22 protein-coding genes are annotated in these 20,295 nt (G+C 65.2%); 11 read left to right on the top strand and 11 right to left on the bottom strand.

Annotation, left to right across the window (positions count from 1 at the left end):
* Window positions 1-234 precede the first annotated feature (234 nt).
* Window positions 235-1,107, top strand: a complete 873-nt coding sequence (locus QYC26_RS06245; protein WP_317514538.1) for an OmpA family protein — start codon at window positions 235-237, stop codon at window positions 1,105-1,107.
* 48 nt (window positions 1,108-1,155) lie between these two features.
* On the opposite strand, the gene QYC26_RS06250 is transcribed toward QYC26_RS06245, so the two are convergent.
* Window positions 1,156-1,812, bottom strand: coding sequence for a cation transporter (locus tag QYC26_RS06250; protein WP_317514539.1), 657 nt, complete (start codon window positions 1,810-1,812; stop codon window positions 1,156-1,158).
* A 66-nt stretch (window positions 1,813-1,878) separates the two neighbouring features.
* Between QYC26_RS06250 and QYC26_RS06255 the strand changes: the two genes are divergently transcribed.
* Window positions 1,879-2,277, top strand: a complete 399-nt coding sequence (locus QYC26_RS06255; RefSeq protein ID WP_317514540.1) for a helix-turn-helix domain-containing protein — start codon at window positions 1,879-1,881, stop codon at window positions 2,275-2,277.
* Between the two features lie 13 nt (window positions 2,278-2,290).
* Here the strand turns inward: QYC26_RS06255 and QYC26_RS06260 are convergent, their stop codons facing one another.
* The 5 genes from QYC26_RS06260 to ispG all read right to left on the bottom strand — a co-directional run bounded on the left by QYC26_RS06260 (window position 2,291) and on the right by ispG (window position 6,165).
* Window positions 2,291-3,199 carry a sterol desaturase family protein gene (locus tag QYC26_RS06260; RefSeq protein ID WP_317514541.1) on the bottom strand — a complete coding sequence of 303 codons (909 nt, stop codon included), beginning with the start codon at window positions 3,197-3,199 and terminating at the stop codon, window positions 2,291-2,293.
* Complete coding sequence (locus QYC26_RS06265) at window positions 3,192-3,599, bottom strand: hypothetical protein (protein WP_317514542.1); 408 nt, start codon at window positions 3,597-3,599, stop codon at window positions 3,192-3,194. Before QYC26_RS06265 ends, QYC26_RS06260 begins: the two co-directional genes overlap by 8 nt.
* Window positions 3,596-4,024: a TIGR01244 family sulfur transferase gene (locus tag QYC26_RS06270; RefSeq protein ID WP_317514543.1), complete on the bottom strand. Its 429-nt coding sequence runs from the start codon at window positions 4,022-4,024 to the stop codon at window positions 3,596-3,598. Before QYC26_RS06270 ends, QYC26_RS06265 begins: the two co-directional genes overlap by 4 nt.
* 123 nt (window positions 4,025-4,147) lie before the next feature.
* On the bottom strand, window positions 4,148-5,038 hold the full coding sequence (locus tag QYC26_RS06275) for a DMT family transporter (protein WP_317514544.1): 891 nt from the start codon (window positions 5,036-5,038) through the stop codon (window positions 4,148-4,150).
* Complete coding sequence (gene ispG, locus QYC26_RS06280; protein ID WP_317514545.1) at window positions 5,035-6,165, bottom strand: flavodoxin-dependent (E)-4-hydroxy-3-methylbut-2-enyl-diphosphate synthase; 1,131 nt, start codon at window positions 6,163-6,165, stop codon at window positions 5,035-5,037. Before ispG ends, QYC26_RS06275 begins: the two co-directional genes overlap by 4 nt.
* 166 nt (window positions 6,166-6,331) lie before the next feature.
* Between ispG and QYC26_RS06285 the strand changes: the two genes are divergently transcribed.
* Window positions 6,332-7,288, top strand: coding sequence for an isoaspartyl peptidase/L-asparaginase (locus tag QYC26_RS06285; protein WP_317514546.1), 957 nt, complete (start codon window positions 6,332-6,334; stop codon window positions 7,286-7,288).
* A gap of 17 nt (window positions 7,289-7,305) precedes the next feature.
* Window positions 7,306-8,151: a S1/P1 nuclease gene (locus tag QYC26_RS06290; RefSeq protein ID WP_317514547.1), complete on the top strand. Its 846-nt coding sequence runs from the start codon at window positions 7,306-7,308 to the stop codon at window positions 8,149-8,151.
* 55 nt (window positions 8,152-8,206) lie between these two features.
* On the opposite strand, the gene mnmA is transcribed toward QYC26_RS06290, so the two are convergent.
* Window positions 8,207-9,316, bottom strand: coding sequence for a tRNA 2-thiouridine(34) synthase MnmA (gene mnmA, locus QYC26_RS06295; RefSeq protein ID WP_317514548.1), 1,110 nt, complete (start codon window positions 9,314-9,316; stop codon window positions 8,207-8,209).
* A 149-nt stretch (window positions 9,317-9,465) separates the two neighbouring features.
* On the opposite strand from mnmA, the gene QYC26_RS06300 reads away from it, so the two are divergent.
* The 3 genes from QYC26_RS06300 (at window position 9,466) to QYC26_RS06310 (ending at window position 10,525) form a co-directional block, all read left to right on the top strand.
* Window positions 9,466-9,696: a hypothetical protein gene (locus tag QYC26_RS06300; protein ID WP_317514549.1), complete on the top strand. Its 231-nt coding sequence runs from the start codon at window positions 9,466-9,468 to the stop codon at window positions 9,694-9,696.
* A 115-nt stretch (window positions 9,697-9,811) separates the two neighbouring features.
* Window positions 9,812-10,108: a DUF1153 domain-containing protein gene (locus QYC26_RS06305; protein WP_317514550.1), complete on the top strand. Its 297-nt coding sequence runs from the start codon at window positions 9,812-9,814 to the stop codon at window positions 10,106-10,108.
* A gap of 162 nt (window positions 10,109-10,270) precedes the next feature.
* A complete protein-coding gene (locus QYC26_RS06310) occupies window positions 10,271-10,525 on the top strand; it encodes a GlsB/YeaQ/YmgE family stress response membrane protein (protein WP_317514551.1) in 255 nt (84 codons plus the stop codon).
* A gap of 69 nt (window positions 10,526-10,594) precedes the next feature.
* On the opposite strand, the gene QYC26_RS06315 is transcribed toward QYC26_RS06310, so the two are convergent.
* A complete protein-coding gene (locus QYC26_RS06315; RefSeq protein WP_317514552.1) occupies window positions 10,595-11,323 on the bottom strand; it encodes an SIMPL domain-containing protein in 729 nt (242 codons plus the stop codon).
* Between the two features lie 100 nt (window positions 11,324-11,423).
* Window positions 11,424-11,681 carry a GlsB/YeaQ/YmgE family stress response membrane protein gene (locus QYC26_RS06320; RefSeq protein WP_317514553.1) on the bottom strand — a complete coding sequence of 86 codons (258 nt, stop codon included), beginning with the start codon at window positions 11,679-11,681 and terminating at the stop codon, window positions 11,424-11,426.
* A gap of 240 nt (window positions 11,682-11,921) precedes the next feature.
* On the opposite strand from QYC26_RS06320, the gene QYC26_RS06325 reads away from it, so the two are divergent.
* From QYC26_RS06325 to QYC26_RS06335, 3 genes are read left to right on the top strand one after another with little or no spacing between them, the layout of a single operon-like run.
* Window positions 11,922-13,112 carry an efflux RND transporter periplasmic adaptor subunit gene (locus QYC26_RS06325; RefSeq protein WP_317515005.1) on the top strand — a complete coding sequence of 397 codons (1,191 nt, stop codon included), beginning with the start codon at window positions 11,922-11,924 and terminating at the stop codon, window positions 13,110-13,112.
* Window positions 13,113-13,132: 20 nt separating this feature from the next.
* Complete coding sequence (locus QYC26_RS06330; RefSeq protein ID WP_317514554.1) at window positions 13,133-16,207, top strand: efflux RND transporter permease subunit; 3,075 nt, start codon at window positions 13,133-13,135, stop codon at window positions 16,205-16,207.
* A gap of 30 nt (window positions 16,208-16,237) precedes the next feature.
* Complete coding sequence (locus tag QYC26_RS06335; RefSeq protein ID WP_317514555.1) at window positions 16,238-17,509, top strand: DUF445 domain-containing protein; 1,272 nt, start codon at window positions 16,238-16,240, stop codon at window positions 17,507-17,509.
* Between the two features lie 9 nt (window positions 17,510-17,518).
* Here QYC26_RS06335 and murA read toward each other — a convergent pair whose 3' ends face one another.
* Complete coding sequence (gene murA, locus QYC26_RS06340) at window positions 17,519-18,802, bottom strand: UDP-N-acetylglucosamine 1-carboxyvinyltransferase (RefSeq protein WP_317514556.1); 1,284 nt, start codon at window positions 18,800-18,802, stop codon at window positions 17,519-17,521.
* Between the two features lie 113 nt (window positions 18,803-18,915).
* Between murA and QYC26_RS06345 the strand changes: the two genes are divergently transcribed.
* The gene (locus tag QYC26_RS06345) at window positions 18,916-19,383 is read left to right on the top strand and encodes a DUF2721 domain-containing protein (protein WP_317514557.1); all 468 of its coding nucleotides are present in this window, start codon (window positions 18,916-18,918) and stop codon (window positions 19,381-19,383) included.
* Window positions 19,384-19,702: 319 nt separating this feature from the next.
* Here QYC26_RS06345 and QYC26_RS06350 read toward each other — a convergent pair whose 3' ends face one another.
* The gene (locus tag QYC26_RS06350) at window positions 19,703-20,239 is read right to left on the bottom strand and encodes a hypothetical protein (protein ID WP_317514558.1); all 537 of its coding nucleotides are present in this window, start codon (window positions 20,237-20,239) and stop codon (window positions 19,703-19,705) included.
* Window positions 20,240-20,295: the final 56 nt, after the last annotated feature.

Genomic DNA, 20,295 nt, shown 5'->3' on the forward strand with positions numbered 1-20,295 from the left:
CTCTCCGATCATCTTCACAAAGTTCGATTTGATCTGTCTTGTTCATCTGGGAGCAAGGTTAATCCGAACAGGCAGAAGCTCCATGGCGCCCCACCCGAGGCGCCGTGCCGAACAGCTTACGAAGGCAAGTGGAGGGGGGTTCTGACAGCCGGATACGCCGTCATGCGGACGGCAGTCGGACGAAGAGCTGCGGTCATGCAGACCCCGCCCTGCCGAATTTGGAGGAATATCGTGATGAGTGCCATGTCCAAGAACCCCAAGCTGCTGCTGCTCGCCACCCTGCTGGCCGGCGTGGCACCGGCCAGCCTCGCGGCACAGGAACAGGAGCCGCCCGCAGCCGATGTGTCGGCAAGCTATGAAGCCGCCGCCCCGGCCGAAATGGCCGAAGGCCCCGAAATCAAGGGCATCATTTCCGCGCGCAGCGGCGACAAGATGCAGGTAACCGCCGCCGATGGCACCAAATCGGTGATCGTCATCAACGACGCCACCAAGATCAGCGCCAGCAAGGGCTTTCTTGGTCTGGGACGTGACAAGCTTCTGGCGACCTCGCTGCTCAACGGCCTGCCGGTTAGCGTGAAGACGCTGGATGGCGGCGGTGAACTGATCGCCAGCCGGATCAACCTGCAGAACAAGGATCTGAAGACCGCGTCGATGATCCACAACGGCACGGCCCAGCGCTTTGACGAGCAGACCGCAGCCACCGACGCGCTGCGCGGCCGCATGGGCGAGATCGACCAGTACAACATCAAGGGCACGACCAACGTGAACTTCGACACCGGCAAGTCGGCGCTGTCGGCCGAAGCGAAGAACGAGCTCTGCTCCGCCGCCGCCACCGCCGAGGGCATGCCCAACGCGCTGCTGCTGGTCGTCGGCTACACCGATTCGGTCGGTGGCGACGATTACAACCAGGAACTGAGCGAAAAGCGCGCCGGCCGCGTCGTCAACTATCTGCAGCAGGCCTGCGGCTGGAAGCCCTATCGCATGCTGACGCCGACCGGAATGGCCAAGGCCGATCCGCTGGCCAGCAACGACACCGTCGAAGGCAAGGCGCAGAACCGCCGCGTTGCGGTGAACATCCTCGTCAGCAAGGGCCTCGACGGTCTTTGATCGATATGGGGTGGGCCTTCGTGCCCACCCCAATACCGCCAGCAAACCTCAACGGAGGTTTGCGGCGCCGGTTTGCGGGGGCATGACCGCCCCTCTCAGTTCCTGCCGGGCATGCGCGATGATCTGCCATCCGCCCGATAGCGCGAGCACCGCCATGATCGCGGCCACCGCAATGTCGGGCCAGCCCGTCCCGGTGCCGAACACGCCGATCGCGGCGGCGACCACGGCGATATTGCCGATCGCATCATTGCGCGAGCAGATCCAGACCGAGCGACGATTGGCGTCGCCCGTGCGGTGGCGCCACAGCATCACGGCGCATATCAGATTGGCGATGAGCGCAAGCACGCCGACAAGCCCCATGGTTTCGGCCCTGGGCACCGCGCCCTGCATGGCCATCCACACCGTGCTGCCCATCACCCACAGGCCGAACACGAAGATTGACAGCCCCTTGGCCAGCGCGGCGCGCGCGCGCCAGACCAGCGCCATCCCCGCCACACCCAGGCTGATCGCATAATTGGCGGCATCGCCCAGAAAATCGAGCGCATCGGCCTTCAGCGAAGCCGACCCGGCGGTGACGCCCGCCACCATTTCAACCGCGAACATCGCTGCGTTGATGGCGAGCGCAATCCACAGCACCCGGCGCCAGCCGCGATCATCGAGCTTTTGCGCATTATCCTGTGATCCGCCGCAGCATCCGCCAGCCATTTGCCATCTCCTTCTTTCGGTGATGGCTGCCTATATAAGGGCTGTAGTCACTACAGGGTCAAGTACATGGCATTCACAATCGGCGACATGGGCAAGGCCACCGGCACCAAGATCGAAACCATCCGTTATTATGAGCGCATCGGGCTGCTTCCCAAGCCCGCCCGGACGACAGGCAACTACCGCGATTATGGGCAGGCGGAGCTTGGCCGGCTGTCCTTCATCCGCCGCGCCCGCGATCTCGGTTTTTCGCTCGATCAGGTCCGCGCACTGCTCAGCATCTCGGGCGACCGGAGCGGCGATTGCGCGGGGATCGACCGGATCGCCAAGGACCATCTGGTCGAGGTGGACCGCAAGCTCGCCGACCTCGCCGCGCTGCGCAAGGAACTGAAGGCGGTGATCGATTCGTGCAATGGCGGCCGCGTGGCCGAATGCCGCATCGTCGAAGCGCTGGGGCCGATACCCTGAACCCCGCGCCCCCTTATTCGGCGGGCTCCGCCACCGGCGCGTGCCGGGCTTCCCAGCGCGCGCGGATCGTCTCGCTCGATTCGCGCGAGCCATCATGGCTCCAACCCGGCGGGCGCGTGAGATAGCGCCATTTATTGACGAGCCCCGGCGCGTGCCACAGGTCGCGCGCAATCCCCATCCATTCGTGGAACGCAGCCCAGATCAGGTTGTACGAACCCAGATTCTTCACGATGCCATAGCGCGGCTTTTCATCGTCGCGCTCGGGCGTGAAGGTGCCGAACATCCGATCCCAGATGATGAACACGCCCGCATAGTTGCGATCGAGATAGCGCGCATTGGTGGCGTGGTGGACGCGGTGGTGCGACGGGGTGTTCATCACCGCCTCGAACCAGCGCGGGCAGCGGCCGATCACCTCGGTGTGGATCCAGAACTGGTAGATCAGGTTGATGCCACCGCAGAACAGCACCATTTCGGGCGGAAAGCCGATCAGGAACAGCGGCAGGCGAAACAGGAAGCTGGCGCTGATGAACCCCGTCCATGTCTGCCGCAGCGCGGTCGACAGGTTATAATGCTGGCTCGAATGATGGATGACATGGCTTGCCCAGAACCAGCGCACGCGGTGCGCGGAGCGGTGGAAAACATAATAGGCCAGATCGTCGAGCACGAAGCACAGCGCCCAGCTCCACCACGCAAAGGGGATGTCGATAAGGCGCCGATCCGAAAGCCAAACCGCCATCGCCAGCACCGCGCCCGCGGTCAGCACGCCCGCAACCGTGCTGCCCAGCCCAAGGCCGAGCGAGGTGAGCGTATCCTGCGGATCATAACGGTGCCGCCCGCGCCAGCGCGCGACGAGCATCTCGATCACGATCAGCAGGATGAAAACGGGGATCGCCCAGTTCACCGGATCGGGCAGCTCAACCATGGTCCGTCTTTCCCTCGCCGCGCAGGCGGCTCGCCCAGACAGAGGCGGCCATGCCCAGCTTCAGCGTTACCGATCCAAACATCGGATCATCGGGCTCAAGCGTCAACATGTCGCGGTCGAGCCGCGCCTTGAACGGCGCGGTCATCACCCGGCCCACGAAATGCCCGCCATGCGCGCGGATCAGCATCAGCCGGCCGCGCGCGTCGCGCAGCAGCGCGGCATAGCCCGCACGGTCGACGGCAACGTCCACCGGCGCGAACCCGTCGTCGATCTCCTCGGCGACGGCGAGCGCATGGTCTTCATTGACGATCCGTGCTTCCTCCCCCAGCCCGAGCAGCCTCGACAACAGGGTGAGCGCCAAAATCCCGACGAGCGAACCGCCGATCAGCAGTAGTTTCATCGGCCTCCGCTGAGCGCGTCCATCATCGCGCGCACGGGGCTGAGGTCATAGCCCGCAGCCGCCGCCTTGGCCGACAGTTCCTCGGCCGCGTCGCCGCGCTGCGCCCGCGCCAGCGCCCAGAGCAGCGTCGAGCGCGTGCCCGAGCGGCAATAAGCGAGCACCGGCCCACCGGCGGCATCGAGCGCGGCGTTCATTTCGACCAGCTGGTTCGCCGAAAAGCCCGCATGCGTCACGGGAATGGCGCGGTAGCCGATGCCCGCGGCTTCGGCCGCGGCGGCGATGACGGCGCCTTCGGGCTGGCCGGCTTCCTCGCCCTCGGGGCGGTTGTTGATGATCATGGTCACGCCCGCGGCCGCCGCTTCCGCCACCTGTTCGGGGGTGATCTGGGGGGAAACCGAAATGCTATCGTCAAGGCGTCGGAACATGGGGCATCTCCATAATGTCGCGCCCCTATAGCGCCCTCGGCGCGGGCGGGGGCAAAAATTTCCACCCCCACCGGTGGGGGCGGCGCAATTTCTTCAGTTAATCCACGCTTTTCAATATGATAGTCATGCGGGTTCGGCAACGCCATCGGGCGCCCCTTTGCGCCGCGCCGCGATCAGGCAGCCCGCGACGATCATCAGCGCGCCGCCGATCGTGGGCGCAGACACCGTTTCGCCGAACACCCACCAGCCGAGCAGCGCGGCCCAGACAAAGGCGGTATATTCTACGGGCAGCAGATATTGCGCCTCGGCGCGCGCATAGGCCCAGGCGAGCAGCATCAGCGAGACGAACGCCGCCACCGCCGATGCGGTGAGCCCCGGCCAGTGCTCGGCCCCCGGCAGGATTGCGAACCACGGCGCCGCCAGCGCGAGCATCACGCCCGCGACAAGGTTTAGGAAAAAGGCGACCTCGGCGGGCTTGGCGACCAGCGCCTGCCGCTTCAGAAGGATGATGTTATAGGCATAGAGCGATGCCGCGACGAGGATCGCCACCGATCCCTTCAACGCCTCGGGCCCCAATTCCATCCGCGCCTGGCCCGCCAGGATGACGACCACCCCGGCAAAGGCGAGCAGCGAGGCGAGCACCGTGCGCTGGCCCACTTTTTCCTTCAAGAGCACCGCCGCCAGATAGAGCGCGAGCAGCGGCGCGATGAAGGACAGCGCCACGCCCTGCGCCAGCGGCACGCGCGCGAGCCCCCAGAAAAAGAGCAGCACCGATCCGCCGCCCGCCACGCCGCGCTGGATATGAAGCCGCAAAACCGGGCGCGACGGCCAGGGCATCCGCCCGAACGCATAGAAAACGCCGCCGATCAGCACGCCGATGAACGACCGCCAGAGCAGCGCGTTATACGCGCCCAGCGCGATCGACAGCTGCTTCATCTCGGCATCCATCATCGCGAAGATGGCGATGCCGAGCACGGCCACGCCGAACGCGGCCGGCGGGTTGCGGGGGTTCATTCAGCCGCGATGGGGCCGGACGCTTCGGCATTGGCGGCCTCGATCTCGGCCGCCTTCTCCTCCACCAGCTTGACGATATGCTCGATCATGTCGGCATCCTGCACATGATGGTCGGTCACCCCCGAAAGATAGACCATGTGCTTGCCCTGCCCGCCGCCGGTGATGCCGATATCGGTCTCGCGCGCTTCGCCGGGGCCGTTGACCACGCAGCCGAGCACCGAGAGCGAGATCGGCGTGTGGATATGCTGGAGCCGTTCCTCGAGCGCCTGGACGGTGCGGATCACGTCGAACCCCTGCCGCGCGCAGCTGGGGCAGGAAACGACGCGCACCCCGCGCGTGCGGATGCCGAGCGATTTCAGGATCTCGTAACCGACGCGCACTTCCTCTTCGGGCTCGGCCGAGAGCGAGACGCGGATCGTGTCGCCAATCCCCGCCCAGAGCAGGTTGCCGATGCCGATAGCGGATTTCACCGTGCCGCCGATCAGCCCGCCCGCCTCGGTGATGCCCAGGTGCAGCGGACAATCCACCGCTTCCGCCAGCCCCATATAGGCCGACACCGCAAGGAAGACGTCCGACGCCTTCACCGCGACCTTGTAGTCGTGGAAATCCTGATCCTGCAGCAGCTTGATATGATCGAGCGCGCTTTCGACCAGCGCCTCGGGGCACGGCTCGCCATATTTTTCGAGCAGGTCCTTCTCGAGGCTGCCGGCATTGACGCCGATGCGGATCGCGCAGCCATTGGCCTTGGCCGCGTCCACCACTTCCTTCACGCGCGCTTCCGAGCCGATATTGCCGGGGTTGATGCGCAGGCACGCCGCCCCCGCATCGGCGGCTTCCAGCGCGCGCTTATAGTGGAAATGGATGTCGGCGACGATCGGCACCTTCGCCGCGCGCACGATCTGCTTCAGCGCGGCGGTCGATTCCTCGTCGGGGCACGAGACGCGGATGATGTCGACGCCCGCGTCCTCGCAGCGCCGTATCTGATCGATCGTCGCCTTGGCATCGGATGTCAGCGTGTTGGTCATGGTCTGCACGCTGATCGGCGCATCGCCGCCAACGGGAACATTGCCAACCATGATCTGCCGGGACTTGCGCCGCGCGATGTCGCGCCAGGGACGAACGGACATTATTCAAACTACTCTGCGATTATTCGGTTCGCCGGCGCTTATAGCGCGTACCGCCGCCCGCCGATAGCGGCTGTTGAGACGAGGGCGCATTCTGCTAAAGCGGAAGGCAATCAAACCAATGGGAGACACTCCCGTGCGCATGAAGCTTCTCCTCGGAGTATTGTTGATGTCAGCAACACCCGCCTCGGCCGCTGCCGAGGCTCCCAAATGGACGCTCGTCATCCATGGCGGCGCCGGCGTTCTCGAACGCGATCGCATCACCCCTCAGCAGGACCGCGAGGTCCGCGCCGCGCTGGCGCAGGCGCTCGACGCCGGGTCCGGCGTACTGGCTTCGGGCGGATCGTCGCTCGATGCGGTCGAGGCCGCGGTCAAGGTTCTGGAAAACGATCCCAATTTCAACGCCGGGCGCGGCGCGGTCTTCACCTATGAAGGCAAGAACGAGCTCGACGCCGCGATCATGGACGGACGCACCCGCGCGGCCGGCGCGGTCGCCCGAGTCACCCGCACCAAGAACCCGGTCAGCCTGGCGCGCAAGGTGATGGAAGACAGCCCGCACGTCTTCCTGAGCGGCGAAGGCGCCGATCAGTTCTCGGTCGAACAGCATCTCGAACAGGCCGATCCCAGCTGGTTCGCTACCCCCGAGCGCAAGCGCCAGCTCGACGAGATGAAGGCGAAAAAGGTCGGCTGGTACGATGTCGACCTGAAATACGGCACGGTCGGCGCGGTTGCGGTCGATGCCAAGGGCCATGTCGCCGCCGCCACCTCGACGGGCGGGCTTACCGGTAAGCGCTGGGGCCGGATCGGCGATTCGCCGATCATCGGTGCCGGCACCTATGCCGACGACCGCGCCTGCGCGATCTCGGCCACCGGTGCTGGCGAATATTTCATCCGCATCGGCGTGGCGCATGAAATCTGCGCGCGAATCCGCATGACGGGCGAAACCCCGAAACAGGCGGCCGATGCGGTGATTGCCGAGCTTGGCACGCTGGGCGGCACCGGCGGCGTGATCGTCACCGGCCCCGGCGGCAATGCCGACTGGTCGTTCAACACCCCGGGCATGTACCGCGGCAAGGCGACGAGCGACGGCACGCGCAAGGTCGCGATCTACGGCGACGAAGACTAAAGACGGCGCGAAAATCCATGTTCAAACCTGCGTTTCTGGCGGTCGCAGCCCTGCTGCTGACCGCCTCCCCCGCGCATGCCTGGTGGGATTATGGCCATGAAACCGTGGCCGAGATCGCCTATCGCAACGTCACGCCCAAAACGCGCGCGGCGATGGATGCGCTGTTGCGGCAGGGCGCGCGGCTGGGCACGCCCGAATGCCCGGTCAGCAATGTGCGCCAGGCGAGCACCTGGCCCGATTGCATCAAGGCGCTCGGCCAAAAATTTCGGCACACCGGTCCCTGGCATTACCAGAATGTCGATGTCTGCCAGCCGTTCGACCTGACGGCGGCCTGTGCCGACGGCAATTGCGTCTCGGCACAGATCACGCAGCAGGAAAAGCGGCTCGCCGATCGGCGCACGCCCATGGCCGAACGCGTCGCGGCGCTCGCCTATCTCATCCATTTCGTCGGCGATCTGCACATGCCGCTCCATGCGGGCGACCGCGCGGATCGCGGCGGCAACGATGTGAAAACAGCTTATGGCGACGCGTATACCCGCCGGATGAACCTGCACAGCGTCTGGGATGGCTATCTGGCCGAACGCGCCATCTCCACCCCGCCCGCGCTGGTGCGCCGCTACACCCCCGCGCAACTGAAGGCGCTTGCCGCGGGCAGCGTCGAGGATTGGAGCCGGGAAAACTGGGCGGTCAGCCGGGACGCGGCCTATGCCACCGCGCTTGGCGGCGATGCCTGCGCGCCCAAGCCCGAGGGCCCGGTGACGCTTTCCAACCCGACGATCGAAACGCTGGTGCCGCCCATTCGCCAGCAGATCGAACGCGGCGGCGCGCGCCTCGCCCGCCTGCTAAACAAGGCGCTGGGGTAAAGAGGCGTAGGGTAAAAGCCTGCAACGCGCCCTGCCGGTCTTTGCCGGCGGGGCGTCAGGCGGCAGCGATCAGCTCGGCCGCCTGTGTTTCCTCGATCCAGCCACCGCCCAGAACGCGGTCGCCGGCATAGAATACGGCCGCCTGCCCCGGCGCCACGCCATATTCGGGCGCGTCGAAGACCACCCGGTCGCCGTCCAGCCGCGCGGGCACGGGCTTGGCGAGCGAGCGCACCTTGGCGGTGAGCGGCCCCTGATGATCGCCGCCGATCCAGTTCAGCCCCGAAATCCGGGCCGAGGCAACCGCGAGCGCACGGCGCGGGCCGACGATCACGCGCCGGCTCGGCGCATCGAGCCGGATCACATAGAGCGGCTCGGCCTGCCCGCCGATCTCAAGCCCCCGGCGCTGGCCGACGGTGAAGTGGATGAACCCCTTGTGCATGCCCAGCACATTGCCCGCCAGATCGACGATCTCACCCGCCGTATCGGCATCGGGGCGCACCTTGCGCACCACCTTGGCATAATCGCCATCAGGCACGAAGCAAATGTCCTGGCTGTCGGGCTTCAGCGCGACGCCCAGGCCCAGCTCGGCCGCGATCTCGCGCACCTGCGGCTTGGGCATGCCGCCCAGCGGGAAACGAAGATAGTCCAGCTGATCCTGCGTGGTCGCGAACAGGAAATAGCTCTGGTCGCGCGCGGGGTCGGCGGCGCGGTGCAGTTCGGCCCCCGCGGCCCCTTCGACGCGGCGGACATAATGGCCCGTCGCCAGGCAATCGGCGCCCAGATCCTTGGCCAGCCGGAACAGATCGGTGAACTTCACGCCCATATTGCATTTGACGCAGGGAATTGGTGTGCGCCCCGCCATATATTCATTGGCGAAATCGTCGATCACCGAGGTTCGAAAGCTGCTTTCGTGATCAAAGACATAATGGGCGATGCCCAGCTTGTCGGCCACCGCGCGCGCATCGCGAATATCCTGCCCCGCGCAGCAGCTCCCCGTCCGGCCGACGGCGGCACCGTGATCGTATAGCTGAAGCGTGACGCCGATCGTCTCGGCACCGGTGCGCGCGGCGAGCGCGGCCACCACCGAACTGTCGACCCCGCCAGACATGGCGACGACGATACGACGGGCGTTGAGCGGAGCTTGAAGCTGGAATTCGGGAGCCATTGCGCGCGTGCCTTTAGCCTGCTTTGCCCGACGACGCAAAGCACTGAGGTGAAGCGGCTGAAAAGCGGGATGAATCCCCACCCACATTTACAAAGGCTTCAGCATTTCCCGCCTAGTTCTGGGGCGTCGCCACAGCGTTTGAGTCGAGCATGAAAACCACGCCACCGCCATTCGAACCATACCGCGCCACCGACAGTTTCGCCGCGCTTGTCGCCGGCCTGTCGGCGCAACAATCCGCCAGCACCACCGCGCGCCATCAGATGATGCTCGGGCGCGGCAACGATATCGTCGATGCCGATCTGCTCATGATGAACGCGCGCGAAAAGGGCAGCTTCGACGCCTCCGTGGCGCGGTCGCTGCGCGAACCGCCGCTCGACTGAGCGAAATTTTTTGAGGGATATTAGTTTTCTATCAACCCTCATTGATTAGGCTGAGCCTCAACAAATTTACGAGGGGGCCCCAACCCCGAACCAACGCCCCGAACTTGAGGTAGGAATGATCGAAAATCAGAAGATTCGCCCCGCACAGGTGATCGGTCCGCTCGGCGAACCGCTGACGATCGACACGCTGCCGCCGCCGACCACCACCCGCTGGGTCGTCCGGCGCAAGGCAGAGGTCGTCGCAGCCGTCAATGGCGGCCTGTTGTCGATCGAGGAAGCGTGCATCCGCTATGGCCTGACCCCGGAAGAATTCGCCGGCTGGCAACGCGCGGTCGATCGTTCGGGCATGCCCGGGCTGCGCGTCACGCGCATCCAGCATTACAAATCGCTCTACGAACGCCAGACCTTCTGACCCGCAGCCGGCGCGGCCCGCCACGATGGGCCGCGCGCTGCATTTTCAAAACTTTGCAAAGAACAGACATGACGTGACGGTCATGGAACAAATATCCCGACCGTCCGTATTTCCCTCCATTGGCGGCGTACAAAAGGGCCGCGATAGCAGGAGGGCACGGCAATGGGCTTTATTCTCTATCTCATCATCGGTGGCGTCATCGGCTGGCTGGCCAGCATCGTCATGCGCACCGACGCACAGCAAGGCATTTTCCTCAACGTCATCGTCGGCATCGTCGGCGCGTTCCTCGCGGGCCTCGTCGTTTCGGGCGGCTCGATCGGCGAAGGCCTCAATGTCACCTCGCTGCTCGCCTCCTTTGTCGGCGCGATCGTGCTGCTCGGCATCGTCAACCTCATCCGGCGCGGCTCGGTACGCTGAGCCCAGCCACAAAAAAAGGGCCGCGCGGCATGTGCTGCGCGGCCCTTTTTCATGTCTATCGGTTCGCGCTTATTCAAGCTCGAACGAGACGTTCACCGTGACGTTGACCGCCTGTTCGCCCGGCTCGATCGCGGTATCCGCCACCTCGACCTTCGCGGAACGCGCCGCCATCATATAGGGCATTGGCGGCGCCGGGTTGTAGCCACCCGATTCCGAGATGGAGAGGATGCGCTTCACCTTCAGCCCGGCCGCGCCCGCATAAAGATCGGCGCGCGCACGCGCCTTGCGGATCGCGTCCACCCGCGCCTCGTCCTCGGCCGCCTCGGGCTTGTCGATCTGCAGGTTCGGCCCGTTGATCTGGTTCGCGCCCTGCGCCACCAGCGTGTCGAGGATCTTGCCGCTCGCCGCGACGTCGCGGAAGCGGATGCTCACCGAATTATGCGCCTGATACCCAGTGATCGTCGGCGGCGTATTCTCGGCATATTTATACTGCGGCTCGAGCCGGATGGTGCTCGTCATGATGTCGCGGTCAGCGACACCCGCCTTTTTGAGCGCGGCGACCACGCCCGTCATGCGCGCGGCATTGTCGCGCATCGCGGTGGCGGCGTCCTTGGCCTGCGTCACCACGCCCGCGCTGATCACCGCCACATCGGGCACGCGCTTGGTGGTGCCCGTCGCCGCCACGTCGAGGCGCGTTCCCTTCAGCGCAACCATATCGGCGGGCACGGACTGCGCGGCCACCGCCGCCGGAACCGCCACCATCGCCGCGCCTGCAAGTGCCCAAAGCGACTTGCTCATAAAACACCACTCCTTGCTCGTGTCGAGCGGACCAGATCGGCCCGATGGCGCAATAATTACGCGAAAAATCTGCACGGTTCCTGAATAAAGCGCCCGCTCGTCAATTGCTCCGCAGCTTGAGCATTACGCGGTAGAGCATCAGCAATATTACCGCACCCAGCGTGGCGCCGATGAAACCGGTATCTTCGCCCGGTTCATAGAAGCCGATGATCTGACCGACATAGCCGGTCAGGAGCGCGCCCGCGATGCCGATCAAGATCGTCACCACGCATCCACCGGGGTCCTTGCCCGGCATGATCAGCTTGCCCACCGCGCCGGCGACGAAGCCAATGACAATCCACCAGAAGATATCGGCCATGTTACTCCTCAGCGCTCGATTCAATCTTTCGCCCACCATTCCGGCGACGCCGCGCCAATGCAAGCGCCATTACATTTTCACCTGCAAAGCATGCGCTTCGTCCTGAATACTACTTGCTTTCACTGTCGCCAGCGCGCAGGAAGCATTGCCTTGCGAAAGTCCCGCTTGAGGGAAGTGACTTGTTGATGTAATACACTCGTCGCAAATGTGGGAACGCTTCGAGACTGAAAGCAGGCAATGATGAATTACGAATCGCGTTTTTCTGAAAATGGCGAGGCTGTGGGCGCGCTTTCAGACGAGGATGCGCGCCGCAAACGGCGCCGCACCGTCATTGCCGCTGCGCTCGGCTGCGCCGCGATCATCGGCACCGCCGGCTATTTCTTCAGTGGTGGGGATGAAAAGGCCGCGGGCAGCGCCGCCGCCAGCGCCGACAAGTCGATGCCCGTCGTCACCGTGATGGTCCCCGGCACACAGGAAATCTCGCGCATCGTCTCGGCCACCGGCTCGCTCGCTGCGCGCCGCGAAATGCCCGTCGGTTCGGTCGGCGAAGGCGGCATGGTGACGAACGTGCTCGTCGAACCCGGCGCCTGGGTCCGCAAGGGCCAGGTTCTCGCCACCGTCGAACGCTCGGTCCAGACGCAGCAACTCCAACAGCTTTCCGCGCAGATCAACGTCGCGCGCGCCGATGCGCGGCTGGCCCAGGCCGAACTTGACCGCGCGCAGGCGCTGGTCGCGCGCGGCTTCGTCTCCAAGGCCGATATCGACCGCAAGGCCGCAACGCGCGATTCCGCCGATGCCCGCGTCCGCGTGGCCGAGGCCTCGCTCGCCGAGGCGCGTGCACGCACCGGGCGGCTCGATATCCGCGCGCCCGAGGCCGGCCTTGTCCTCACCCGCGATGTCGAACCCGGCCAGGTGGTGAGCGGCGGCAGCGGCGTGCTGTTCCGCCTCGCGCTGGGCGGTGAAATGGAACTGCGCGCCGAGGTGGCCGAATCCGATCTCCAGAATATCCGCGTCGGCGGAACCGCCAATGTCACGCCGGTGGGCACCAACCTCACCTTCCCCGGCAAGATCTGGCAGATCTCGCCCGTCGTGAACCCCACCAGTCGTCAGGGCGTCGCCCGCATCCTGCTGGGATATGACAAGGCGTTGCGCCCCGGCGGCTTTGCCTCGGTCAACATCGTCAGCGGCACCGCGGTCGCCCCGCTCCTGCCCGAATCGGCGGTGCTGAGCGACGGCAAGATCAACTATGTCTATGTCGTCGACGCGGGCGACAAGGTCGTCCGGCGCGATGTTCAGGTGGGCCAGGTGGCCGATGCCGGCGTCTCGGTGCTCAGCGGCATTTCGGGCAATGAACGCATCGTGCTGTCGGCCGGCGCCTTCCTGAACCCCGGCGAAAAGATCAAGCCGGTTCTCGCCAAGAAGCAGAAATAACGGGTCTGGAGAGGACTGCCATGAGCTTCCGCAACATCTCGGCCTGGTCCATTCGGAACCCGGTCCCGCCGCTCGTCATCTTTCTGGCGATCACCCTGGCTGGCCTGATCAGCTTCAACCGGATGGACATCACCAACAATCCGGACATCAGCTTTCCGGCGGTGCGCGTTGTCGTGAACCAGCCGGGCGCCGCGCCCTCCGAGCTTGAAACCCAGGTCACCCAGCGCGTCGAGGCCGCCGTGCGCGGCGTCAACGGCGTCGACGAGATCACCTCCTATGTCGAGGAGGGTATGTCCTCGAGCATGGTGCAGTTCGACATCGGCACGCCGGTCGACCGCGCGCTCAACGACGTGCGCAACGCCGTCGCGCAGATCCGCAGCGACCTGCCCGAAGGCATTCTCGAACCCCAGGTGCTGCGCATCGACGTCGATGGCGGCCCGATCGCCTATATCTCGGCCGAGGCCGTCGACATGACGCTCGAGGAACTGAGCTGGTTTGTCGACAATACGGTGGCCAAGCGGCTGCTCTCGATCGAGGGCATGGCCGCAGTCAACCGCGGCGGCGGCGTCAGCCGCGAAATCCGCATCATCCTCGATCCCGCCAAGATGCAGGCACAAGGCATTACCGCCACCGAGGTGAACGCCCAGCTGCGTCAGGTGAACCTCAACGCCGCGGGCGGCCGCGCCGAAATCGCGGGCTCCGAACAATCGGTGCGCGTGCTCGGCAATGCACGCAACGCCTATGAGCTCGGCCAGACGCAGATCTCGGTCGGCGGCGGCCGCACGGTGAAGCTCGCCGATATCGCCGAGGTGCGCGACCTGTTCGCCGAACAGCGGTCGATGTCTGAAATGAACGGCCGTCAGGTCACCAGCTTCAGCGTCGAAAAGTCGAAGGGTGCCTCCGACGTCACCGTCTATGACGAGGTGCAAAAGGCGCTCGACGAGCTGAGCAAGGAAAATCCGAAGGTAAAGTTCAAGCAGCTGTTCACCAGCGTCGACTATACCAAGGACCAGTATCATTCGGCGATGGCCGCGATGATCGAGGGCGCCGTCCTCGCCGTCATCGTCGTCTTCCTCTTCCTGCGCGACTGGCGCGCCACCGTCATCTCGGCGCTCGCCATCCCGCTGTCCGCGATCCCGGCCTTCTGGTTCATGGACATGATGGGCTTCACGCTCAACTTCGTCAGCCTGCTCGCGCTCAGCCTTGTCGCCGGCGTGCTTGTCGACGATGCGATCGTGGAGATCGAGAATATCGTCCGGCACATGCGCATGGGCAAATCCGCCTATCAGGCCGCGATCGACGCGGCCGACGAGATCGGCCTCGCGGTGCTCGCCACCACCATGTCGATCGTCGCGGTGTTCCTGCCCGTGGGCCTGATGCCCGGCATGTCGGGCCAGTTCTTCAAGCAGTTCGGCCTTACGGTCGTGGTCGCGGTGCTGATGAGCCTTGCCGTCGCGCGCATGGTGACGCCGCTGATCGCCGCCTATTTCCTCAAGGCCCATGGCCAGGCCAAGCACGGCGAAAGCCGGCTGATGGACAAATATATGATCATCCTGCGCTGGTCGCTCATCCACCGCTGGAAGACGATGCTGCTCGGCGTGGCCGCCTTTGTCGCGACCATCATCGCCTTCGCCACACTGCCGATGACGTTCAACCCGACGATCAACACCGATTACAGCCAGGTGCAGGTTGAAATGGTTCCGGGCTCCACGCTGGCGCAGACCAAGGCGGTGACCGATCAGGTGACCGACATCCTGAACAAGTCGCCAGTGGTGGAGGCCGCCTATGCGGATATCCGCCCAACCGCGGCCAGCATCTACATCACGCTGAAAAAAGACCGGAAGATGAGCAGCATCGATTGGGAACGCGAACTCACGCCCAAGCTGCTGGGCATCGCCGATGCGCGCGTCAACTTCCAGTCCCAGTCGGGCGGCGGCTTCGGGCGTGATATCATCATCATGCTCGGCGGCGACGATCCGGTGCTGCTCAACGAGACCGCGCAGAAGATCGTCGACGAGATGAACGGCATTCCCGAAATTCGCGGGCCGCGCCTTACCGGCGACCTCCAGCGCCCCGAAATCACGATCGAACCGCGCCTCGACCTCGCCGCCGATCTCGGCGTGACGACCGCGTCGCTCAGCCACGCAATCCGCATCGCGACATTGGGTGAGATCGATCAGAACAGCGCCAAATTCTCGTTGTCCGATCGCCAAATCCCGATCCGCGTCGCGCTCAACCAGGATTCGCGCAAGTCGCTGTCGACGATCGAGAATCTTCCGGTTCAAACCACCTCGGGGGGTTCGGTGCCGCTAAAGGTCGTCGCCGATATCCGCTTCGGTGCTGGCCCCACGGTGATCCGCCGCCACAACCAGGTCCGCCGCGTCGTTCTCGGCGCAGACCTTGCCCCCGGCATCGTCACCTCGCAGGCCACGGCCAAGATCGATGCGCTGCCGACGCTCAAGAACCTGCCCCAAGGCATTCGCCGTCTCCAGATCGGCGACAGCAAGCTGCAGGCAGAAATGCTCACCAATTTCGCCATCGCGGTGATCTCGGGCGTGCTCCTCGTCTTCGGCGTGCTCGTGCTGCTCTACAAGCGGATCATGCCGCCCTTCGTGAACATGGGCTCGCTGCTGCTCGCCCCGCTGGGCGGCGCGCTCGCGCTGCACCTGACGGGCAACCCGCTCTCGATGCCCGTGTTCATCGGCATATTGATGCTGCTGGGCATCGTCGCCAAGAACTCGATCCTCGTCGTCGACTTCGCGCTCGAGGAAATCGAGAAGGGCGTCGACAAGATGGAGGCGATCATCGATGCCGGGCACAAGCGCGCGCAGCCGATCGTGATGACCACGGTCGCGATGGCGGCGGGCATGGTGCCGACCGCGCTGTCGCTTTCGGGCGACGGGGCATGGCGTGCACCGATGGGCATCACCGTGATCGGCGGGCTGATCCTGTCGACGCTGCTCACGCTGATCATCGTTCCCGCGGCGTTCAGCCTTGCGATCGACCTTGAAAAATGGCTTGGCCCCCACCTCAGCAAGCGGCTGCTCACCTTCAAGCCCGGGGACGACAAGCCGCATCCGGCACCGGCGGAGTGAACCATTCCGCCACCGGTCCGTTCTAGGAAGATGGGGTTGTTCGCGCACACGGGGATCGCAAAGCTGGCACCAGTCACCAATGGCGCGGCGCGCATGCGCGCCGTCGCCACCGGGTTGCTGGTCCTCATGGCGGCGATCTTCTTCACCGCGCGCTATCTTGAGCCGCTGCACCCCGGCTGGGGCTTCGTAAAGGCCTTTGCCGAGGCAGCGATGGTGGGCGGGCTGGCCGACTGGTTCGCGGTCACCGCGCTCTTCCGCCACCCGCTTGGCCTGCCCATCCCCCACACCGCGATCATCCCGCGCAACAAGGACCGGATCGGCGACACGCTCGCGCTGTTCCTCAAGGACAATTTCCTCACCCCCTCGGTCGTCGCGCGGCGCATGTACCGGGTGGATGTCGCCGCCGCCGCCGGCCGCTTCCTCAGCAATCCGGATACCAGTGGCGAAGGCCGCCTGCGCCTCGGCGCCTCGCGCCTCTTCGCCGATCTGCTCGACGCGCTCGATCAGGAACGGCTGGGCGGGATGGTCAAGCAGGCGATCGCCTCGCGGCTGCGCACGCTCGATATCTCGCCCCTGTTCGGCCAGTCGCTCGAAGCCGCGCTGCGCGAGGGGCGGCATATCCCCCTCCTTGATTCGGTCATCGGCTGGTGTGCCGAGACGCTCGCCGCCAACGAACATCTGATCCGCGAGATCGTCCATGAACGCGCCAATGCGATCCTGCGCTGGACCGGGCTTGATGAAAAGGTCGCCAATGCGATCATCAGCGGGCTTCAGAAGCTGCTCTTCGACATGGCCGACGATCCCGATCACCCGCTGCGCGTCCGCGCCGAAACCGCGCTGTCAAACCTCGCCTTCGATCTCCAGAACGATCCCGAGATGCAGGCCCGCGTCGCGCGCTGGAAGCAGGAGATCGTCGACAACCCCGCGATGCAGCGCTGGATGGACGGGCTGTGGGAAGAAGCGCGCAGCGGGCTGCTGCGCGCCGCGCGCGATCCCAATGCGGCGCTGGCCGGCAAGCTGGGCGAGGCGGTGAAGCAGCTTGGCCTCACGCTCCAGCAGGACGAGCGGCTGCGCGAGACGATCAACCGCTTTGCGCGGCGCGCCACCGTGGGCGCCACCGCCAGCTATGGCGACGGGCTGGTCCGTCTCGTGTCGGATACGATCCGGGGCTGGGATGTCGACACCGTCACCGGCCGCCTCGAAAACGCCGTCGGCCGCGATCTGCAATATATCCGCGTCAACGGCACACTGGTTGGCGGGCTGGTCGGCCTCGCCATCCATTTGTTTGAGCTTTGGGCTTGAGCGCTCCGATCAGCCGACGCTGATCCGCTCGATATCGGCGCCCACCGCCTGCAGCTTTTCTTCCAGCCGCTCATAGCCGCGATCGAGGTGATAGATGCGGCTGACGCGGGTTTCGCCCTGTGCGGCGAGCCCGGCGATGATCAGGCTCATCGACGCACGCAGATCGGTTGCCATCACCGGCGCACCGTTGAGCTGGCGCACACCGCGCACCACCGCCGAACGCCCGCGCACCTCGATATCCGCGCCCATGCGCGCCAATTCGGGCACGTGCATATAGCGGTTTTCAAAGATCGTCTCGGTCAACAGGCTCGCGCCGTCGGCCAGCGTCAGCATCGCCATGAACTGCGCCTGCATGTCGGTGGCGAAACCAGGGAACGGCGCGGTCGACAGCGTCAGCGGACCCAGACGGTCGGGCGCGGTCACCACGATCGAATTGCGTTTTTCCTCGATCGCAACGCCCGCATCGCGCAGCGCGGCGAGCGTGGCGCCCATATCGGCGGCATTCGCGCCCACCAGTTCGAGCGAACCGCCCGTGATCGCCACCGCGCAGGCATAGCTGCCCGCCTCGATCCGGTCGGCCATCACCTGATAGGTTGCGCCGTGGAGACGGTCGACGCCCTCGATCTCGAGCGTCTCGCTGCCGATGCCCTCGATCCGCGCGCCCATGGCGACGAGGCAGTTGCACAGGTCGACAATCTCTGGTTCGCGCGCGGCGTTCTCCAGCCGGGTCGTGCCCTTGGCGAGAACCGCGGCCATCAGCGCGTTCTCGGTCGCGCCGACCGAGACGACGGGGAAGACATAGCTGCCGCCAGGCAGGCGTCCGCCGGGTGCGGTGGCCTTCACATAGCCCGCCGCCAGTTCGATCTCGGCGCCCATCGCCTCCAGCGCCTTCAGGTGCAGGTCGATCGGGCGGTTGCCGATGGCGCAGCCGCCGGGCAGCGACACGGTCGCCTCGCCCGCACGCGCAAGCAGCGGACCCAGCACCAGGATCGACGCGCGCATCTTGCGGACGATGTCATAGGGCGCTTCGGTGGAGGTGAGCCGCGCCGCGCGCATCGTCATCACCCGACCAAAATCTTCGGGGCGCGCACCCTCGACCATGGTCGAGGTGCCAAGCTGGTTGAGCAGATGGCCAAAACCATCGACGTCCGCGAGCCGCGGCAGGTTGCGCAGCGTCAGCGGTTCGTCCGTCAGCAGCGCGCACGGCATCAACGTCAGTGCCGAGTTCTTGGCACCGGAAATGGGGAGTTTGCCGGAAAGGGGCTTGCCGCCGCGGATGAGAATGCTGTCCATCTTCGGGCTTCTAATCGCTGCATCGTCCAACGCAAGCGAAAGCCGTTGTTTTAAAGCGTCCAAAACCCCCGCAAGGCTTGACCCACCGCCGCCCCCCGCGTCATGCAGGGGGCATGGAACTCAACCCCGCCGTATCGACGATCGCGCAGGCCATCCAGCTTTCGGTGGCGCCGGTTTTCCTGCTCACCGGGATCGGTGCCATCCTCAACCTGCTGGCGACGCGGCTTGCCCGGGTGATTGATCGCAGCCGCGTCCTCGAGGATCGTATTCCGCTGAGCGGGCCCGATGCCCGGCAACGCGATATCCGCGAACTGCGCCTGCTCGACTGGCGGATCAAGGTGATCAATTTCTCGATCTTCCTGATCGTCGCCAGCGCGGTGGCGGTGTCGCTCGTCGTCGTGCTCTTGTTCGTCGCCGACCTCATCCATCTCGAAATCGGCACGATGGTGACGGTCTCGTTCATCGTCGCGATGGTGCTCTTGATGATCGGGCTGGTGCTGTTCCTCGTCGAAACGCGCGTCGCCACCCGCGTCATCCGCATCCGCGCCGAAATTCTGTCGGGCGAAATCGACCAGAAATGAAAAGAGGCTGCCGGGCATGCGCCCGGCAACCCCTTGACATGGTCAGCGGCCGGAAGTTCCAGCCCGGAAGACCAAAATCGCGCTTTGATCTGGGAAGTTCAATCGGCTCTGGAGCCTGATTTCACTCGCAAATTAGCGGCGCGTCTTCCGAACGGACTGAACCGACCTCATTGCTGAACCATGAGACATCGGATCACCTCCTTTCGCTTGTTAAAGCCTGTGCCTTGCGGGCACCCTATGTGTGAATCATTCCGCAGATGCGAACAAGACTTGTATTATCATTTTTTCGGAGCAATCATCACAGGCTCGCCCCAAGACATCAGCCGCGACAGTCTTCCACAACCCGTGCGAATTCGGCCCAGCTGGGCACCACAATATCTTGTGCCCCATCGATCTGGACGAGGATGCGCCCACGGCTAAAGGCCAACTTGTCGAGCAGCGGATCGACCGCGCTCAACGACGCCCCCACCTGCGGCGGAACATCGCCGATATTGCTGACCGGATAGCTGCCCGCGCCCTCGGTGCCGCGCAGCGTCATCGTCGCCGCCTTGCCCGCGTCCAATACCCCCGGCCGCGCGATCACCACGCGGCGTGCAGGCCGGTCGCAACGCACGCTGAGCGCGGCGGGCTGGTTGAGCAGACCATAGGTCGCCACCGTCACATCGGGCTGCGCGCGGTAGCGCCAGTCGCCCGGCGTCAACGCGCGGTCCTGCCAGCCGGCGGGGGGTGCAACGGCCGCCACCGGGGGCTCCGTGGCGGCGGGCGGCCGGGCTGCGGGCTCGGCCACCTTCGGCGACACACAGGCGGCCGGCAGCAACAGCAAACCCAATAGCGGAACCACGATCGAACGACGCATCAAACCCCCTTGCCCAGTGCCTGTCTTTGACGGCGCGCAGCATAGGGATTGGCTCG

The sequence above is a fragment of the Sphingomonas sp. C3-2 genome, from assembly GCF_033025475.1.
Taxonomy (GTDB): Bacteria; Pseudomonadota; Alphaproteobacteria; order Sphingomonadales; family Sphingomonadaceae; genus Sphingobium_A.

Excerpts from the sequence above, each read along its gene's own strand:
- QYC26_RS06260 (WP_317514541.1), bottom strand. The coding sequence starts at position 3,199 with ATGGTTGAGCTGCCCGATCCGGTGAACTGGGCGATCCCCGTTTTCATC.
- QYC26_RS06305 (WP_317514550.1), top strand. The coding sequence starts at position 9,812 with ATGATCGAAAATCAGAAGATTCGCCCCGCACAGGTGATCGGTCCGCTC.
- QYC26_RS06275 (WP_317514544.1), bottom strand. The coding sequence starts at position 5,038 with ATGAACCCCCGCAACCCGCCGGCCGCGTTCGGCGTGGCCGTGCTCGGC.
- ispG (WP_317514545.1), bottom strand. The coding sequence starts at position 6,165 with ATGTCCGTTCGTCCCTGGCGCGACATCGCGCGGCGCAAGTCCCGGCAG.
- mnmA (WP_317514548.1), bottom strand. The coding sequence starts at position 9,316 with ATGGCTCCCGAATTCCAGCTTCAAGCTCCGCTCAACGCCCGTCGTATC.
- QYC26_RS06265 (WP_317514542.1), bottom strand. The coding sequence starts at position 3,599 with ATGAAACTACTGCTGATCGGCGGTTCGCTCGTCGGGATTTTGGCGCTC.
- QYC26_RS06330 (WP_317514554.1), top strand. The coding sequence starts at position 13,133 with ATGAGCTTCCGCAACATCTCGGCCTGGTCCATTCGGAACCCGGTCCCG.
- QYC26_RS06335 (WP_317514555.1), top strand. The coding sequence starts at position 16,238 with ATGGGGTTGTTCGCGCACACGGGGATCGCAAAGCTGGCACCAGTCACC.
- QYC26_RS06345 (WP_317514557.1), top strand. The coding sequence starts at position 18,916 with ATGGAACTCAACCCCGCCGTATCGACGATCGCGCAGGCCATCCAGCTT.
- QYC26_RS06320 (WP_317514553.1), bottom strand. The coding sequence starts at position 11,681 with ATGGCCGATATCTTCTGGTGGATTGTCATTGGCTTCGTCGCCGGCGCG.
- murA (WP_317514556.1), bottom strand. The coding sequence starts at position 18,802 with ATGGACAGCATTCTCATCCGCGGCGGCAAGCCCCTTTCCGGCAAACTC.
- QYC26_RS06310 (WP_317514551.1), top strand. The coding sequence starts at position 10,271 with ATGGGCTTTATTCTCTATCTCATCATCGGTGGCGTCATCGGCTGGCTG.
- QYC26_RS06270 (WP_317514543.1), bottom strand. The coding sequence starts at position 4,024 with ATGTTCCGACGCCTTGACGATAGCATTTCGGTTTCCCCCCAGATCACC.
- QYC26_RS06350 (WP_317514558.1), bottom strand. The coding sequence starts at position 20,239 with ATGCGTCGTTCGATCGTGGTTCCGCTATTGGGTTTGCTGTTGCTGCCG.
- QYC26_RS06285 (WP_317514546.1), top strand. The coding sequence starts at position 6,332 with ATGTCAGCAACACCCGCCTCGGCCGCTGCCGAGGCTCCCAAATGGACG.
- QYC26_RS06290 (WP_317514547.1), top strand. The coding sequence starts at position 7,306 with ATGTTCAAACCTGCGTTTCTGGCGGTCGCAGCCCTGCTGCTGACCGCC.
- QYC26_RS06250 (WP_317514539.1), bottom strand. The coding sequence starts at position 1,812 with ATGGCTGGCGGATGCTGCGGCGGATCACAGGATAATGCGCAAAAGCTC.
- QYC26_RS06245 (WP_317514538.1), top strand. The coding sequence starts at position 235 with ATGAGTGCCATGTCCAAGAACCCCAAGCTGCTGCTGCTCGCCACCCTG.
- QYC26_RS06325 (WP_317515005.1), top strand. The coding sequence starts at position 11,922 with ATGAATTACGAATCGCGTTTTTCTGAAAATGGCGAGGCTGTGGGCGCG.
- QYC26_RS06300 (WP_317514549.1), top strand. The coding sequence starts at position 9,466 with ATGAAAACCACGCCACCGCCATTCGAACCATACCGCGCCACCGACAGT.
- QYC26_RS06315 (WP_317514552.1), bottom strand. The coding sequence starts at position 11,323 with ATGAGCAAGTCGCTTTGGGCACTTGCAGGCGCGGCGATGGTGGCGGTT.
- QYC26_RS06255 (WP_317514540.1), top strand. The coding sequence starts at position 1,879 with ATGGCATTCACAATCGGCGACATGGGCAAGGCCACCGGCACCAAGATC.